Annotated in this window: 13 protein-coding genes and 2 pseudogenes; 5 read left to right on the forward strand and 10 right to left on the reverse strand. The window is 65.8% G+C overall.

Translation table 11 applies throughout. The annotated features are described in order from the left end of the window. Positions 1–3: 3 nt before the first annotated feature. From G6N36_RS29130 to iolC, 5 genes are read right to left on the reverse strand one after another with little or no spacing between them, the layout of a single operon-like run. A complete protein-coding gene (locus tag G6N36_RS29130) occupies positions 4–909 on the reverse strand; it encodes a sugar phosphate isomerase/epimerase family protein (RefSeq protein WP_163690246.1) in 906 nt (301 codons plus the stop codon). A 12-nt stretch (positions 910–921) separates the two neighbouring features. After that, positions 922–2871 carry a 3D-(3,5/4)-trihydroxycyclohexane-1,2-dione acylhydrolase (decyclizing) gene (iolD, locus tag G6N36_RS29135; RefSeq protein ID WP_163690247.1) on the reverse strand — a complete coding sequence of 650 codons (1950 nt, stop codon included), beginning with the start codon at positions 2869–2871 and terminating at the stop codon, positions 922–924. Positions 2872–2874: 3 nt separating this feature from the next. Continuing rightward, a complete protein-coding gene (gene iolB / locus G6N36_RS29140) occupies positions 2875–3768 on the reverse strand; it encodes a 5-deoxy-glucuronate isomerase (protein WP_163690975.1) in 894 nt (297 codons plus the stop codon). Between the two features lie 2 nt (positions 3769–3770). Beyond that, positions 3771–4664 carry a Cgl0159 family (beta/alpha)8-fold protein gene (locus G6N36_RS29145; protein WP_163690248.1) on the reverse strand — a complete coding sequence of 298 codons (894 nt, stop codon included), beginning with the start codon at positions 4662–4664 and terminating at the stop codon, positions 3771–3773. After that, positions 4657–5628, reverse strand: coding sequence for a 5-dehydro-2-deoxygluconokinase (gene iolC, locus G6N36_RS29150; RefSeq protein WP_163690249.1), 972 nt, complete (start codon positions 5626–5628; stop codon positions 4657–4659). Before iolC ends, G6N36_RS29145 begins: the two co-directional genes overlap by 8 nt. A 153-nt stretch (positions 5629–5781) precedes the next feature. On the opposite strand from iolC, the gene G6N36_RS29155 reads away from it, so the two are divergent. Further along, positions 5782–6513 (forward strand): GntR family transcriptional regulator, encoded by a 732-nt coding sequence (locus G6N36_RS29155; protein WP_163690250.1) that lies wholly within the window; start codon positions 5782–5784, stop codon positions 6511–6513. An 88-nt stretch (positions 6514–6601) separates the two neighbouring features. Here the strand turns inward: G6N36_RS29155 and G6N36_RS29160 are convergent, their stop codons facing one another. Further along, a complete protein-coding gene (locus G6N36_RS29160) occupies positions 6602–7390 on the reverse strand; it encodes a TIM barrel protein (protein WP_163690251.1) in 789 nt (262 codons plus the stop codon). 156 nt (positions 7391–7546) lie between these two features. Here G6N36_RS29160 and G6N36_RS29165 point away from each other — a divergent pair, with 156 nt between their 5' ends. The 4 genes from G6N36_RS29165 to G6N36_RS29180 all read left to right on the forward strand — a co-directional run bounded on the left by G6N36_RS29165 (position 7547) and on the right by G6N36_RS29180 (position 10697). Continuing rightward, complete coding sequence (locus G6N36_RS29165; protein ID WP_163690252.1) at positions 7547–8533, forward strand: substrate-binding domain-containing protein; 987 nt, start codon at positions 7547–7549, stop codon at positions 8531–8533. Next, positions 8533–9591 carry an ABC transporter permease gene (locus tag G6N36_RS29170; protein ID WP_163690253.1) on the forward strand — a complete coding sequence of 353 codons (1059 nt, stop codon included), beginning with the start codon at positions 8533–8535 and terminating at the stop codon, positions 9589–9591. Before G6N36_RS29165 ends, G6N36_RS29170 begins: the two co-directional genes overlap by 1 nt. A gap of 3 nt (positions 9592–9594) precedes the next feature. Further along, positions 9595–10419 carry an ATP-binding cassette domain-containing protein gene (locus G6N36_RS29175; RefSeq protein ID WP_163690254.1) on the forward strand — a complete coding sequence of 275 codons (825 nt, stop codon included), beginning with the start codon at positions 9595–9597 and terminating at the stop codon, positions 10417–10419. A gap of 125 nt (positions 10420–10544) precedes the next feature. Further along, complete coding sequence (locus G6N36_RS29180) at positions 10545–10697, forward strand: hypothetical protein (protein ID WP_163690255.1); 153 nt, start codon at positions 10545–10547, stop codon at positions 10695–10697. Here the strand turns inward: G6N36_RS29180 and G6N36_RS30050 are convergent. From G6N36_RS30050 to G6N36_RS29195, 4 genes and pseudogenes are all read right to left on the reverse strand, one after another. Then, positions 10694–12298 carry an AMP-binding protein gene (locus tag G6N36_RS30050; protein WP_372512368.1) on the reverse strand — a complete coding sequence of 535 codons (1605 nt, stop codon included), beginning with the start codon at positions 12296–12298 and terminating at the stop codon, positions 10694–10696. The two genes, G6N36_RS29180 and G6N36_RS30050, sit on opposite strands and share 4 nt — an antisense overlap. A gap of 30 nt (positions 12299–12328) precedes the next feature. After that, positions 12329–13864: pseudogene (locus G6N36_RS30055) on the reverse strand (long-chain-fatty-acid--CoA ligase); the annotation flags it as partial. A 21-nt stretch (positions 13865–13885) separates the two neighbouring features. Further along, positions 13886–14969, reverse strand: a pseudogene (locus G6N36_RS29190) (acyl-CoA dehydrogenase family protein). Between the two features lies 1 nt (position 14970). Beyond that, positions 14971–16212, reverse strand: a complete 1242-nt coding sequence (locus G6N36_RS29195) for an acyl-CoA dehydrogenase (RefSeq protein WP_163690257.1) — start codon at positions 16210–16212, stop codon at positions 14971–14973. Position 16213 lies beyond the last annotated feature (1 nt).

Below are 16213 nucleotides of genomic sequence, written 5' to 3' on the forward strand. Positions count from 1 at the left end.
CTCCTAGCTGAATCGGACGGTCGGGACGCCGCACGAACCCAGATAGGACCGGGTGCGCTGGGCGATGGGCAGGGGTGCGTCGACCTCGCAGGGGTACATGTCCTGCTCAACGATCGCGAACACGTCGATGCCGAGCTTCTCGATCTCGGCCAGCAGCGGCGGCATCTCCGGTATGCCCAGTGGTGGTTCGATCATCGCGCCGAGCTTGACGGCTTCGCCGAACGGAAGGTCCTCGGCCTCCACCTTCGCGCGGACCTCGGGGTCGACCTGCTTGAGGTGCAGGTAGCCGATGCGCTCCGGGGCACGTCGGATGATCGCGATGTTGTCGCCGCCGCAGTAGCTGATGTGGCCGGTGTCCAGGCAGAGGTTGACGAACTCCCCGTCGGTGCCGTCGAGGAAGCGGTAGACGTTCTCCTCGGTATCGACGTGGCTGTCCGCGTGCGGATGGTATTGCGCACGCACGCCGTACTTCTCGTACATCGCCCTGCCGAGGTCATTCATGCCCTCGGTCTTCTTGCGCCATTGCTCGGTCGTGAGGTTGCGGTCCTCGAGCACAGCGCCGGTGGATGGGTCGCGCCACATCTCCGGGATCACGACGACGTGCTTGCCGCCGACCGCCGCAGTCAGCTTGGCGACGTCCTCGATCTGCTTCCACACGGGGTCCCACGAACCATCTTGGTGCAGATGTTCGAACACCGTGCCCGCCGACAGTTTGAGGTTGCGCTTGGCCAGCTCGTCGGACAGCTGCTTCGGGTCGGTCGGCAGGTATCCGTAGGGTCCCAGTTCGATCCACTGGTAGCCGGACTCGGCGACCTCGTCGAGAAATCGGGTGTACGGCGTCTGGCCTGGATCGTCGGGGAACCATACGCCCCAGGAGTCGGGGGCAGATCCGACTAGAATTGTGCTCACGGACTTCGGCTCTCAGGAATTGGAGGGGCGGATGAGCGGGCGCTGGATCTTTTTCCAGTCCGCGTAGGTCTGGTAGGCGGACCGGGTGGATTCCAGGGTGGATACTTCGGATACCGGGACGTCCCACCATGACTCGCTGTCCGGTGCGCCGATCAGCGGATCGGTCTCGACATGGATCACGGTGGTGCGCTCGCTGGCCTTGGCCACCTTCACGGCGTCGGCGAACTCCGCGGCGGTGCCGACCTTGATGACGTCGGCGCCCAGGCTGGCCGCATTCGCCGCGAGATCCACCGGCAACTTGTCGCCGTCGAGACGGCCGTCACCGGTGCGGTAACGGTACGCCGTACCGAAGCGCTGAGATCCCAATGCCTCCGACAACGATCCGATCGAAGCGAAGCCGTGGTTCTGCACCAGCACGACGATGACCTTGATGCCCTCCTGTACTGCGGTGACCAACTCGGTGGCCATCATGAGGTAGGAACCGTCGCCGACCATGACGAACACGTCGCGGGTTTGGTCGGCCATCCGCACGCCGAGACCTCCTGCGACCTCGTAGCCCATGCAGGAATAGCCGTACTCGACGTGGTATCCCTTGGGATCCCTTGTCCGCCAGAGCTTGTGCAGGTCACCAGGCATCGATCCGGCGGCACAGACGACGACGTCGCGAGGTTCGCTCAGCGTGTTCGCCAAACCGATGACCTGGCTCTGATTGAGCGTCGCGCCGTCCTCGACCGCGTACGCGGCCGTGACGGTGTCGTCCCACTCCTTGGCCAGTGCCGCGGCGCGAGTCCGATAATCGTCGGACACTTGGTAGTCGCCGAGCGCCGGGCCGAGTGCCTCAATGGCCTCGCGGGCGTCGGCCACCACACTGATTCCGCCCTGCTTCACCGCGTCCAGCGACGCAACGTTGATGTTGACGAACCTGACATCGGGGTTGTTGAACGCGGTACGTGATGCGGACGTGAAATCGCTGTAGCGCGTGCCGATTCCGATCACGACATCCGCCTCGGTGGCCAGTGCGTTGGCCGCCGTCGTGCCGGTCGATCCGATGGCGCCGACACATTGCGGATGGTCGTACGACAGCGCGCCCTTGCCGGCCTGGCTCATGCCCACGGGGATGCCGGTCTGCTCGCACAACGCGGCCAGCGCCTTTGTCGCACCGGAATATACGACGCCACCGCCCGCGACGATCAGCGGCTTGCGGGCCGTACGGATCACCTCGGCCGCCCGTGCGATGACCGACTTCTCGGGTAGCGGCCGCGGCACATGCCACGTGCGTTCGGCGAAAAGCGATTCCGGCCAGTCGTGGGCCTCGGCCTGCACGTCCTGGGGGATGGATACCGTGGCCGCGCCGGTCTCGACGGGATCGGTGAGCACGCGCATCGCGCCGAGCAGCGCGGCGGGCAGTTGCTCAGGGCGCCACACCCGGTCGAAGAAGCGGGACAACGGTTTGAAGGCGTCGTTGACCGTCACATCGCCGGACGACGGCAATTCCAGCTCCTGCAGCACGGGTGCGCTCACGCGGGTCGCGAAGGTGTCGGCGGGCAGCAGCAGCACGGGCAGGCGGTTGATCGTGGCGAGCGCAGCGCCGGTGAGCATGTTCGTCGACCCTGGTCCGACGCTCGCGGTCACGGCCCAGGTCTGCAGTCGGTCCTTCTGCCGCGCGTAGGCGACGGCGCTGTGCACCATGGCCTGTTCGTTGCGGCCGAGTACGTACTTCACTCCGGGGTCTCTGCCGGCTTCGGCTGCCTCCATCTCGTCCTGCAGCAGCGCCTGGCCGAGGCCGGCCACGTTGCCGTGCCCGAAGATGCCGAAGGCGCCCGCGAAGAATTTGGTGCGCTCGCCGTCGCGCTCGACGTACTGGGCGGCCAGGAAGCGAATGGTCGCCTGCGCCACGGTGAGTCGGACGGTGCCTTCGGTGTCGGCGGCCTTCTCGGCCCGCTTGGGTGCGGTGGAAACCATGAATCAGCCTCCTGTCGGCGCGCCGGCTGAGCCGGCAATTGGGTGGTGAAGGGGCAGGCGGGGATCGACGGCCTGGTCTTCCCAGGTGCCGCGGAGCCAAGCGTGCTCCGGGTCGTCGACGATCTTCCAGGCACGTTCGGCGCCCGGTCCGGCCATGACGTTGAGGTAGTACATGTGATACCCCGGCGCCGCGACCGACGGTCCGTGGTATCCATGCGGCACCAGCACCACGTCGCCGGTCCGCACCTCTTCGAGCACCTCGATCGGACGGTCCGGTGTCCCGTACACCCGGTGGTACCCGAAGCCGCGCGAACCGTCCGGACCACCGGCGATCTCGAAGTAGTAGATCTCCTCGAGTTCGGTTTCGGTGGGGGTGGTTTCGTCGTGCTTGTGCGCCGGATAACTCGACCAGTTGCCGCCGGGCGTGATGACCTCACATGCGATCAGCGAATCCGCCTCGAAAACCTCTGCGGTGCCGAAGTTGTGGACCTGGCGGCTGCAGTTGCCGGTCCCGCGTAGTTCGACCGGCACATCGGCGGCCGCGACCCGGCGGTTGGGAAACGACGTCTTGGCCCGGGCGCCGCAGATCGCGAAACGGCCTTCGCCCTCGATCACGTACGCCTTGTCGACGCCGATGTACACCATGTCGGACGGCCCGTCGAACACCGACGCGCGCGGCGTCAGCGCGAACGTCGTCCCGTCGCACGCGACGGCGCCGCCGCCCGCCAGCGGCAGGATCATCACCTCGGTGCCGCCCGTGGTGAGCTCGGCGCGTTGACCATTGTCCAGTTCGAGCACCTGCAGCGAGGATTCGGTCCAACCCGCGGATTCCGGCGTGATGTCGACCGTGTACGGCGGCACGGCGCTGCGGGCCGGTATGTAGAGCTTGCTGTGCATCGTCACCTCACCATTGAAACCGCGGTGGCGACGGCAGACGCGACGTCGTCATCCGGGGGATAGAGCAGCGTGCGCCCGACAATGAGTCCGCGCACCGAGGGCAGTCCGAGGGCCTTCTCCCAACTGGCGAAGGCCTCGTCGGGGTCCGCGGGGTCGCCGCCGAGCAGCAGCGTGGGCAGTGTGGTGGAGTCCATCACTCTGTCCATCTCGTCGACCACCGGTAGCTTCATCCAGGTGTAGGCCGAGGTCGAACCGATGCCCTGGGCGATGTGGATTGACTTGATCACCGCGTCTGGGGACAGGTCGTTGCGGACCTTCCCGTCGGCGCGGGCGGACATGAACGGCTCCAGCATCGCGATGAGTCCGTTTGCGGCCAGTTCGTCCACGGCGCGTGCGCACGCCACCATGGTCGCGACTGTCCCAGGGTCATCGAGATCGATGCGGCACAACATTTTTCCGCCGTTCATCTTCGCCGCGGCGGTGGACGCCGCTGTGGCGGCCGTCATCCTGTCGTCGAGTTCGAAGGACGCGCCGGCCAGCCCGCCCCGATTGAACGACGAGAACACGACCTTGTCCTCGAGCGCGCCGAGCAACACCAGGTCGTCGAGGATGTCGGAGGTGGCCAGGACGCCGTCGACGCCGGGATCGGCGAGCGCCGCCCGCAGCCGATCGAGCAGGTCGGTGCGGCTGCTCATCGCGGTCGGGCGGGTGCCGACGGCGAGAGCACCGCGGGCGGGGTGGTCGGCGGCGACGATCATCAGGCGACCGTCGCCCCGGATGGTCGGCCGCGTGACGCGGTTCTGCCAGGCACGGGCTATCGCCCCGGGATCGCTGGCGCGCAGCTCGTTGATCGCCGCGTAGTCGGTGCAGAGTGCGCCAGACGGTGACCTAGACATTGACCGCCTCCGCCGCTGTTCGTTCGGCGAGCTCGGCCACCTCGGCGGCGGTCGGCATCGCGGTCGAGCACTCCAGCCGGGACGCGACGATGGCGCCCGCGGCGTTGGCGTAGCGCAGGGTCTTCTCCAGCGGCCACTCGTGTAGCAGGCCGTGACACAGGCTGCCGCCGAACGCATCCCCGGCGCCGAGACCGTTGACGACGTCGACCTCGTTGGGTGGCACCGTCACCGAGCTGCGCTTGGTCTTGCCGAGGACACCGCGCGGCCCCTGCTTCACGATCGCCAGCTCAACGCCGAGGTCCAGTAGCGCATCGGCGGCCTTGCGCGGGTTGGATTCCCCGACCGCGATCTGACACTCCTCGCGGTTGCCCACCGCGACGGTGACATGCTTTAGGGCCCGCTGGACCTGCTCGGTGGCGGCGGCGGGGGAGTCCCAGAACATCGAGCGGTAGTCGAGGTCGAGGACCGTGAGCGGTGCCCTATCGCGTACCTCCCATGCCGCGAAATGCGCGCTGCGGCTTGGCTCTTCGGACAGCCCGGTCACGGTCGACCAGTACAGCCGCGCCGAGCGTACGGCGTCGGCATCGATGTCGTCGGCGCTGATCTGGAGGTCCGGTGCCTTGGGGCGACGGTAGAAGTACAGCGGGAAGTCATCGGGTGGAAAAATCTCGCAGAAGGTAACGGGCGTCGGGTATTGGTCGTTGGTCACCACGTGGCGGTTGTCAACGCCGAGGCGGGCCAGTTCGTTGCTGACGAACTTGCCGAACGGGTCGGCGCCCACACCCGAGATCAGGGCCGAGCGGTTACCGAGGCGTGCCGCGGCCACCGCCACGTTGGCGGCGCTGCCGCCGAGGAACTTGCCGAAAGTCTCGACATCCTGCAGGCCCACCCCGATCTGCAGGGGATAAACGTCGACGCCGCAGCGCCCGATGGCGAGTACGTCATGTGGCTGTGTAGTCGTCAAGGGTCGGCTCTCCACGAGTAGGGACGGCTGACTATGACTGTGCCCGTCACCACTCGGCCATGTCAATAGTTTGTCCTGACATTCTATCTTTCGATCATAGGGTGTTAGTATTCAGCTACTGTTTGTCTGGTCCATCACGAGATCGGAGACGACGTGCCCCTGGCCGTGGAGCTCGACAGGTCAAGCCCTGTTCCCCTCTACTATCAGCTAGCTCAGGCGATCGAGGCGGCGATACGCGATGGCGAACTCGCGCCCGGTGACCGTTTCGAGAACGAGTTGGCTCTGGCGAAGCGACTGACGCTGTCGCGGCCGACGACGAGGCGGGCGATACAGGAACTCGTCGACAAGGGGCTGCTGGTCCGCAAGCGCGGGGTGGGAACCCAGGTCGTGCAGAATCCGGTGCACCGGCGGGTCGAACTGACAAGCCTTTTCGACGATCTCGTCCGCGCCGGCCAGGAACCGACAACGCAATTGCTCGGATACACCGTCGGCAAGCCCGACGAGGAGATCGCGCGCGAGCTCAGCATTCCCGAGGACCGCGAGGTCGTCACCATCCACCGACTGCGATGTGCCAACGGCGAACCGCTCGCGGTGATGATCAATCACCTTCCGGTCGAGCTCGCGCCCGAAGCGGACGAGCTCGAGAGCGTCGGGCTGTATCAGTCGCTGCGTTCGCGCGGCGTGCACATCCGCTTGGCGCGCCAGCGCATCGGGGCAAAGGCTGCGACTCGCACCGAGGCTCGCCTGCTCGACGAGAAACTCAACGCTCCCCTTCTGACCATGGCGCGGACGGCGTTCGACGACTCCGGCACTGCGGTCGAGTTCGGTACACACTGCTACCGCGCGTCGCGGTACTACTTCGACACGACCTTGGTCGACCGCTAGGTCACCTTTCCTGGCGAACAGACGCAAAACTGCCCTTTCTCGCACGGATTTGGGCAGGTTTGCGTCTGCTCGCGCGTTTCCTGGCGATCTAATAAAACGCCGCCCGAAAGGCTGCCAGCGCCGCTTCACTGCCTTCGATGCTGTCGCCGGAAGCCCACGCCTCCATGCCGATGGTGGCGGTGAAGCCGATCTCGCACAGCGCCTTCGCGATGGCGGGGTAGTTGATCTCGCCGGTTCCGGGCTCACAGCGTCCCGGCACGTCGGCGACCTGGATCTCGCCGATCGCGTCGCCGCAGCGCCGAATGAGCTCGATGAGATTGCCCTCGCCGATCTGTGCGTGATAGAGGTCGAGCATCATCTTCACGTTCGGATGCGCCACCCCCTCGATCAGCGCCAATGTGTCCTTGGCGCGGGCCAGCGGGATGCCGGGATGGTCGACGATCGTGTTGAGATTCTCGACGCAGAACTGCACGCCTGCCTCAGCTCCGAGATCGCCGATGCGCTCGAGGGTGCGCAGCGCGGTCAGCCACATCTCGCCGGTCGCGCGCTGCCGCGGTCGCACGGCATTGCCTTCGCCGTCGAGTTCGGCGGTATGCAGGTTGAGTCGCGAAACACCCAGTGTCTCAGCCGCTTTGATCGAGAGCTCCGCGGTGCGGATCACCTCGTCGGCGCCGGCGGGGTCGATCACATCACCGTGCAGATAGCCCGTCATCGAGGTGAAGCGCGCGCCGGTGGCGGCGAGTGCAGCGAGGTCTTTGTCGTGCCAGCTCCAGATCTCGACGGCGAAGCCCATCTCGTCGATTCGGCGCACCCGTTCGAGGATCGGTAGCTCCGTGAAGACCATCTCCGAACAGACCGCAAGCTCAAACTCCGCCATGGCAACCTCGCCTCCTTCGCTGTGGGCACCACGACCCGAACCCTAACATTTGATGTGCAGTCCTAATGTCAGGACAAACTATTGACTTTCTGCTGTGAGGCGTATTACATCGATTCTGAGGTGTGCTGCGTCGCACGCAAACGGCAAGGAGAAGTAATGAGGATTAGTCGGCTCGCGGCGATGGCCGGGGTGACCGTGCTCGTACTGGGAATCGCGTCGTGTTCGTCCACCGGCGGTAAGCCGCGGGAGAGCGAAGGCGGGATGGGCGGTGGCACCGTCGACACACCGCGCGCGACGATCGCGATGATCACCCACGAAGTGCCGGGTGACTCGTTCTGGGATCTGATCCGCAAGGGCGCAGAGACGGCGGCGAAGAAGGACAACATCGAGCTCCGCTACTCGAACGACCCTGAAGCGCCCAACCAGGCCAACCTCGTACAGACCGCGATCGACAGCGGCGTCGACGGCATTGCGCTCACGCTTGCCAAGCCCGATGCGATGCGTGCCGCCGTCGCGGCCGCAGAGGCCAAGGGCATCCCCGTCGTCGCGTTCAACGCCGGCGGCGACGCCTGGCAGCAGATGGGCGTCAAGGAGTTTTTCGGGCAGGACGAGTTCATCGCGGGTCAGGCCGCTGGGGACCGGCTCAAGCAGGACGGCGCGAAGAAGGCGCTCTGTGTCATCCAGGAACAGGGGCACGTCGGCCTCGAAGACCGCTGTGCCGGTGTGAAGAGCAATTTCCCCGCGACCGAGAACCTCAACGTCAACGGCAAGGACATGCCGTCGGTCGAATCGACGATCACGGCGAAGCTGCAACAGGACCCGAGCGTCGACTACGTGGTGACGCTGGGCGCGCCGTTCGCGTTGACCGCGGTGCAATCGGCGAAGAACGCGGGCAGCAACGCCAAGATCGGCACCTTCGACACCAACGCCGCGCTCGTCGGCGCGATCCAGGACGGCAGTGTGCAATGGGCCGTCGACCAGCAACCGTTCCTGCAGGGCTACCTGTCGATCGACTCGCTGTGGCTGTACCTGAACAACGGCAACGTGATCGGGGGCGGCAAGGAGACCTTGACCGGTCCGGCGTTCATCGACAACACGAACGTCGACGCCGTGGCCGAGTATGCGAAGGGTGGAACGCGCTGATGAGTACGAGTACCGAAGTCGACCTCGGCAAGCGCAAGGTCGTTCACGATGAACGCGTCAAAGAGCGAAACCGCGTACAGCGGATGCTGATTCGACCCGAGATGGGTGCACTGATCGGCGCGGTCGTCATCTTCATCTTCTTCTTCATCATGGCGCCGCCGTTCAGGTCGGCCGAATCACTGGCGACCGTGCTCTACGGCAGCTCGACCATCGGAATCATGGCGTGCGCCGTGGCCCTGCTGATGATCGGCGGCGAGTTCGACCTGTCGGCCGGCGTCGCGGTCACCACAGGTTCCCTCGCGGCGTCCATGCTGGCGTGGAACTTTCATCTGAACCTCTGGGCCGGAGCGGGTTTGGCGCTCATCCTGTCGCTCGCCGTCGGCTTCTTCAACGGGTACATGGTGATGAAGACCAAGATCCCGAGCTTCCTGATCACCCTCGGGACCCTGTTGATGTTGACCGGGGCGAACATCGCCGTGACCAAATGGGTTTCCGGGGCTGTCGCCACGCCCAGCGTGAGCGATATGCAGGGCTGGGAGTCCGCCCGTGCCGTGTTCGCGTCGACGCTGACGATCTTCGGGGTGCCCGTGCGCATCACGGTGCTGTGGTGGCTGCTGTTCACCTTGATCGCGACCTACGTGCTGTTCAAGACCAAGATCGGTAACTGGATCTTCGCCGTCGGCGGCGACGCGGAAAGTGCGCGCGCGGTCGGCGTGCCCGTCACCGCGGTGAAGATCGGGCTCTTCATGTTCGTCGGGTTCGCGGCATGGTTTTCCGGCATGCATCTTCTGTTCTCGTACAACACTGTTCAGTCCGGCCAGGGCGTGGGGCAGGAGTTCATCTACATCATTGCCGCCGTTATCGGCGGGTGTCTGCTGACCGGCGGATACGGCACCGCCATCGGTGCCGCGATCGGCGCGTTCATCTTCGGCATGGTGCAGCAGGGCATCGTTTACGCAGGCTGGGAACCGGACTGGTTCAAGTTCTTCATGGGCGTGATGCTGCTGTTCGCGGTCATCGCCAACAACGCATTCCGCAACTACGCCGCGAAGAGGTGACCCATGACCGCAACTGTTGATCAACATGTCGAGGAAGCTCCGTCCGGAGGCAAGGTTCCGCTGGTCGAGCTGAAGAGCATCGGCAAGATGTATGGCAACATCACTGCGCTGAAAGACATCTCGCTGCGGGTACACGCCGGTGAGGTGACGGGCATTCTCGGCGACAACGGCGCGGGCAAGTCGACGCTGATCAAGATCATCGCCGGGTACCACCCGCCGAGCGAGGGCGAATTGCTCGTCGACGGTGAGCCCGCCCGCCTCGCGTCACCGAAAGACGCACTGGGCAAGGGGATCGCGACGGTCTATCAAAATCTGGCTGTCGTGCCGCTGATGCCGGTGTGGCGCAACTTCTTCCTCGGCCAAGAGCTTCGGAAGAAGTCCTTTCCGTTTTCGTTGAACTCGAACGCGATGCGTGCCACCACGTTGTCCGAACTTGCGAAGATGGGCATCGAACTGCCCGACGTCGACGTGCCGATCGGCTCGCTCTCCGGTGGTCAGCGGCAATGCGTGGCGATCGCGCGGGCCGTGTTCTTCGGCGCGCGAGTGCTGATCCTCGATGAGCCGACCGCCGCGCTCGGCGTCAAGCAGTCGGGGGTGGTGCTGAAGTACATCACCGCGGCCAAAGAGGCCGGTTTCGGCGTGGTGTTCATCACACATAATCCGCATCACGCGCACATGGTAGGTGACCATTTCGTCCTGCTCAATCGCGGTCGCCAGAAGCTGGACTGTACATACGACGACATCACGCTCGAGCACCTCACACAGGAGATGGCCGGCGGTGACGAGCTCGAGGCGTTGTCGCACGAACTCCGTGGTAAAGGTGCATAACGGCGCTCAGCAGAGCCCGTGGCCGAGGTCGCGGGGCTCTGCTCGGATTACAGTTCGGTCGCTGTTCACCTGGAGGGCAGTGCGCCGCAAATGACGGCAGCGGGAACAGGCGGCACAATGGATTCGTGCATATCGAACCCGATCCGAAACGGCACGCGCCGGTATGGCGCGACCCGCTGTCTGCGGGGTGGCGTGCGCACCGGGGCCTGCTGATGCTTCGGTTGCGCTGGCATGCGCGCCGCGACGCGCCTGCCCAGCCGCAGCAGCCTTCGAACTAGATTTCCAACCCCAACAGCCGTACCGTCTCGATCCGCATGTCGACCTTGCGGACCTTGCCGGTCACCGTCATCGGAAACTCGTCGACGACGTGTACATAGCGCGGAATCTTGTAGTGCGCGAGCTTTCCGGATGCGAACGCCCGCACGTCGTCGGCGTCCAGTGGTGTGCGGCCGGCCCGCATCCTGATCCAGGCGCAGATCTCTTCGCCGTACTTCTCGTCGGGGACGCCGATCACCTGTGCGTCGTCGATGTCGGGGTGGGTGTGCAGAAACTCCTCGACCTCACGCGGATAGACGTTTTCGCCGCCGCGGATCACCATGTCCTTGATGCGCCCGATCACCATGCAGTACCCGTCGTCCCGCATCACCGCCAGATCACCGGTGTGCATCCAGCCGTCGACGTCGACGGCCTCGCGCGTGCGGTCGTCGTCGTTCCAGTAGCCCAGCATCACCGAATAGCCCCTGGTGCAAAACTCGCCCGGCTGACCACGTTTCACGGTGTGGCCGGTCTCGGGGTCGACGATCCTGATCTCCACGTGCGGATGCGCCCGTCCCACCGTGGAGGTGCGGCGGTCCAGGTCGTCGTCGATCAACGTCTGGCAGGACACCGGCGACGTTTCCGTCATGCCGTAGGCGATCGCCAGCTCGGACATGTTCAGCTCGTTGACGCACCGCTTCATCAGCTCCATCGGGCAGGTCGCCCCGGCCATGATCCCGGTCCGCAGCGACGAGAGGTCACGCTCGCCGAGATCGGGGTGGCCGAGCATCGCGATGAACATCGTCGGTACGCCGTAAAGGGCTGTGCAGCGCTCCTTTTCGATCGCCTCCAACGTCGCGGCCGGGTCGAATCCTGCCGCGGGAATGACCATCGTGGCGCCGTGGGTGGTGCACCCGAGGTTGCCCATCACCATGCCGAAGCAGTGATAGAAGGGGACCGGTATGCAGAGCCGTTCACCGGGGCCGAGGTTGATCAGCTCGGTGACGAAGAACCCGTTGTTGAGGATATTGCGGTGTGACAGGGTGGCGCCCTTGGGTGAACCCGTTGTCCCCGAGGTGTATTGGATGTTGATCGGGTCGCTGGGCTGCAGGCTGTCCATTCGCGTCCGCAGGTCGGCCGCCGATACCTGACCGGCGCGGCCCCGCAGTGCGTCCCAGTCGCTGGTGTCCAAGAAGACGACCCCGGTCACATCGGGTGTTTCCGGCAGCACCTCGCCGACCATGCTGCGGTAGTCGGACGTCTTGAATGCGCTGGCTGACACCAAGAGTCGCGTGCCCGACTGACGGAGCACGTAGGCCAGCTCGTGGGTGCGGTAGGCGGGGTTGACGGCGACCAGGATCGCGCCGATCTTGGCGGTCGCGTACTGGAGGATGGTCCATTCCGGGCAGTTGGGCGCCCAGATGCCGACGCGATCTCCACGCTCGATACCGCTGGCGATCAACGCCCGCGCGACCAGGTCGATTTCGGCGTTCAGTTCGGCATAGGTCCAGCGGCGGCCGCCGGCGACGTCGACCAGAGCCTCCGCGTCGGGATACGTCGCGGCGGTGCGCTCGAAGTTCGCCCCGATCGTCTCGTCAAGTAGGGGAGTGTCGGCCGGTCCCAGGGCATACGCCTGGGTATCGGCCTCGGCGGCACCGTGTTCCTCGCGCAGCCGGGTCTTCAGCACTTTGCCGCTCGCATTGCGCGGCAACGCGTCGACGATCGCGAGGCGCCGCGGGCGCTTGTAGGGCGCGAGGTGCTGCCGGCAGTGCGCTTCGATGTCGTCGTGGGTGGGGGGATCGGCAGCGTCGCGCGGGACGATCACGGCCACGGGTGTCTCGCCCCACTTCGCATCGGGTACCCCGATGATCGCCACCTCGGCGACCTTGGGACAGGTGGCCAGCACGTTCTCAACCTCGGCGCAGTAGATGTTCTCCCCACCGGAGATGATCATGTCCTTCTTGCGGTCGACCACATAGATGTAGCCGTCGGAGTCCTGGCGAACCAGGTCGCCCGAGTGAAACCATCCGCCGCGGAACGCTTCTGCCGTCTCGTCGGGCTTGTGCCAGTACTCTTTCATCACCAGCGGGCCCAGGTAGACGATCTCGCCGACGTCACCCGGCGCGACATCGTTCATCTGGTCGTCCACGATCCGCGTTTCCACGTTGAGCATCGGCGTGCCCACCGACCCGATCTTGCGCAGCGCGTCCTCGCCACGGAGCAGACAGGTGATGGGGCTGCACTCGGTCTGACCGAACGCGGCGATGATCTCGGCGTGCGGGAACGCGTCGATCATGGTTCGCAGCAGCGTCGTCGACGCGGGTGCGGCGCCCCACCACACGCGGCACAAGCGGGACAGATCCCGGGAACCGAGATCGGGCATCGCGCACACGATCTGCCACTGAGCCGGCGTCATCCAGCACGAGGTGACGCGTTCATCGACGATCGTGGCGACGATCGCGGCGGGGTCGAAGCCCCCCGAGGGCGGAATGACCGCGGTGCCGCCGTTGAGAAACATCGGCAGCATCCCGGATACACCGGCCGTATGAAACAGCGGCGCCACCGCCATCCAACAGTCGTCGTCATCGCGGTTTCCCAGGGTGGCGATCGAACTGAAGGCGTGCAGATACAGGTTGCGGTGGGTGAGCACAGCGCCCTTGGGAAAGCCCGTCGTGCCCGACGTGTACATGATGAACGCGGGCGCCTCGTCTTGGACTGTGACCTCGGTGACAGCACTGTCCGCGGCGGCGATGATGTCGTCCATATCGCCGCCGATCGTGATGACGGTGTCCACCGACGAAGCCTTGGCACACGCCTCTTCCACCGTCGGCGCGAGCGCGATGTCCGCCAACACGGCGGCCGCACCGCTGTCCGCGAGCACGTACGCGATCTCGTCGGCCACCATCCGGAAGTTCACCGGAACCGCGATGGCGCCGAGACGCAATGCGGCAAGCCACGACTCGACGAGCTCGATGCTGTTGTATCCGAGGACGGCCACCCGATCGCCGTGGCCGATCCCGCGGGCGGACAGCGCGTTGGCCAGCCGTGTCACGCGGTCGTCCAGCTCCGAAAATGTGCACCGTCGTCGCGGATCGACGAACGCGACCTTGTCCGGCCGGACACAGGCATGCCTGCGCAGGACATCGCTGAGCGTGATGCCGGTGCAGGGGGATACGAGCGTGGTCATCATTGCTCCTTTGCGAGTGAGGAATCAAAGGCCCGCGCGGTCGGCGAGCAGCCGGCGGTGATGTGTGCTTCCACCGAACAGCGCCTGGGTCGTCTTGGCGCGTCGGAAGTACAGGTGCAGGTCGTGCTCCCAGGTGAAGGCGATCCCGCCGTGCACCTGGATGGCGGAACCGGCGCACAGCGCGAAGGTGTCGGCGGCCTGCGCCTTAACCAGGGGGCCGACGATCCGCAGTTCCGCGTCGTCCGCGGCGCTCATCGCGGCGTACATCACGGCGGTGCGCGTCGCATCGATCTCGATCAGCATTTCGGCACAGGCGTGCTTCACCGCCTGAAAGGAGCCGATGGGACGGTCGAATTGTTTTCGGGTGCAGGCGTATTCGACCGCCAGCGAGACAGACCTCGGCGCCGCCGAGCATCTCTGCCGCAAGTAGCACCCGTGCGACGTCCATCACCCGTTCGATATCCTCGGGTGACCCCGCGGACAGCGCTTCGGAGGGGGCTTGTGCCAGCTCCAGCCTGGCGACGGGTCGGGTGACGTCGAAGGACGGCAGGTTCACGATAGTCACGCCCGGCGCATCGGCCGCCACGACGTGCAGGGCGACCACCCCGTCGGCCACCGCGGGCACGATGAACAGGTCCGCCACCGAACCGTGCAGGACCGGCCCGCATACGCCGGTGAGGATGGTGCCGCCCCGCCACTCGGCGCGCACCCGTGCCGTCGCGGGGTCGGTGTCGCCAGGGGATGCCACCGCGAGCGCGCCGACTTGGTCTCCGCAGAGCATTCCCTTCAGCAACCTGCGACGTTGCTCCTCGTCGCCGGTGCGGCACACCGCTTCGATCGCAAAGGTCGTGGCCGCCAACGGAACCGGCGTCAGGGCCCGGCCGAGCTCGGAGAACGCGATCGCCGACTCCGCCAGGGTGCCACCCGCACCGCCGTAGTCGAGCGGAACGTGTAGCCCCGGCAGCTCCAGCTCGTTGCACACGCGCTTCCAGAGCTGCGGGTCATGGCCCGCCGCATCGCGGACCATGGCCGGCGGTGCGGCATCACGGAGAAAACCGTTCAGTGATGCGCGAAAGTCGTCTTGTTCTGTGCTGTAACGAAAGTCCATGTCACCGGTTCCCGCCTGCCGCCGCATGAGGCCGTGGTTCTTTGGGTAGTCCGAGCAGCTGCTCACCGATCACATTGCGCTGGATCTGAGAACTGCCTGCGTAGATGGTCGCGGCACGCGCGTAGAGCAGTTCGTCCATCCAGCAGGCCGCCGAGTTGGGTGTGCCCGCCTCTGGAACTATCAGCGCCGCACCATTGCCCGGACCTTCCGGGCCGAGCGTCTCGACGCCGAGGATCTCGGCGGCCAGGTCGGTATGACGCCTGAAGTACTCGCTCCAGATGACCTTGCTGATCGCAGCGTCGCGGCCGGGACGCTGGCCGGCCAGCAGCTGTGTCAGACCGCGGTAGCCCTGGTAACGCATGATCTGGACCCGCGAATAGCACCACGCCAGCCCGTCGCGGATATGCGGGTCGGTGTGCGACCCGCGCGCTCTGGCGAGGTCGTTCAAGCGATCGAGGTCCCGCCCGAAGTCGATGGCCGCGGTGGTGATCTGCGCGCCGCGTTCGAAGCCGAGCAGCGTCATCGCGGTCGGCCACCCGCGGCCGATGCCACCGACCACGTTGGCTGCCGGGGTTCGGGCGTCGGTCAGGAAGACCTCGCTGAACGAGGCATGCCCGGCCGCATTGACGATCGGGCGCACGTCGACGCCCGGCTGGCCCATCGGCACCAGCAGCAGCGAGAGTCCCTTGTGCTTCGGCGCATCCGGATCGGTGCGCACCAGAACGAAAATCCAGTTGGCGGTGGGGCCTGCGGATGTCCAGATCTTCTGGCCGTTGACCACCCACTCGTCGCCGTCGAGCACGGCCCTCGTCCGCACGGACGCCAGGTCGGAGCCCGCCTCGGGCTCGGAGAAACCCTGACACCAACGGTCCTCGCCGGACAGGATGCGCGGCAGAAAGTGCCTCTTCTGCTCCTCGGAACCAAGTGCGATCAGCGTGTTGCCGATCAGCTCGATCCCGAACCGGTCGTTCTCTGGAGGTTCGGGTGCGCCGGCGCGGGCGAATTCCTCTGCGAGCACCACCTGTTCGATCACGGACAGGCCGGCTCCGCCATATTCCCTTGGCCAGGACACGGCGACCAGTCCGCAGTCCGCGAGGATCTGGCGCCACCGATGTGCGAAAGTCTCCCGCTCTTCCGGCGCCAGTGCGCCGCCGCCCGGCCAGCTGTTCGGAAGGTGCTCGACGAGGAACGCGCGGATTCGGTCCCGGAACGCCTCTGCTTGTTGCGGGTACTCGACGTCCATC

The sequence above is a fragment of the Mycolicibacterium gadium genome, assembly GCF_010728925.1.
Lineage (GTDB): Bacteria > Actinomycetota > Actinomycetes > Mycobacteriales > Mycobacteriaceae > Mycobacterium > Mycobacterium gadium.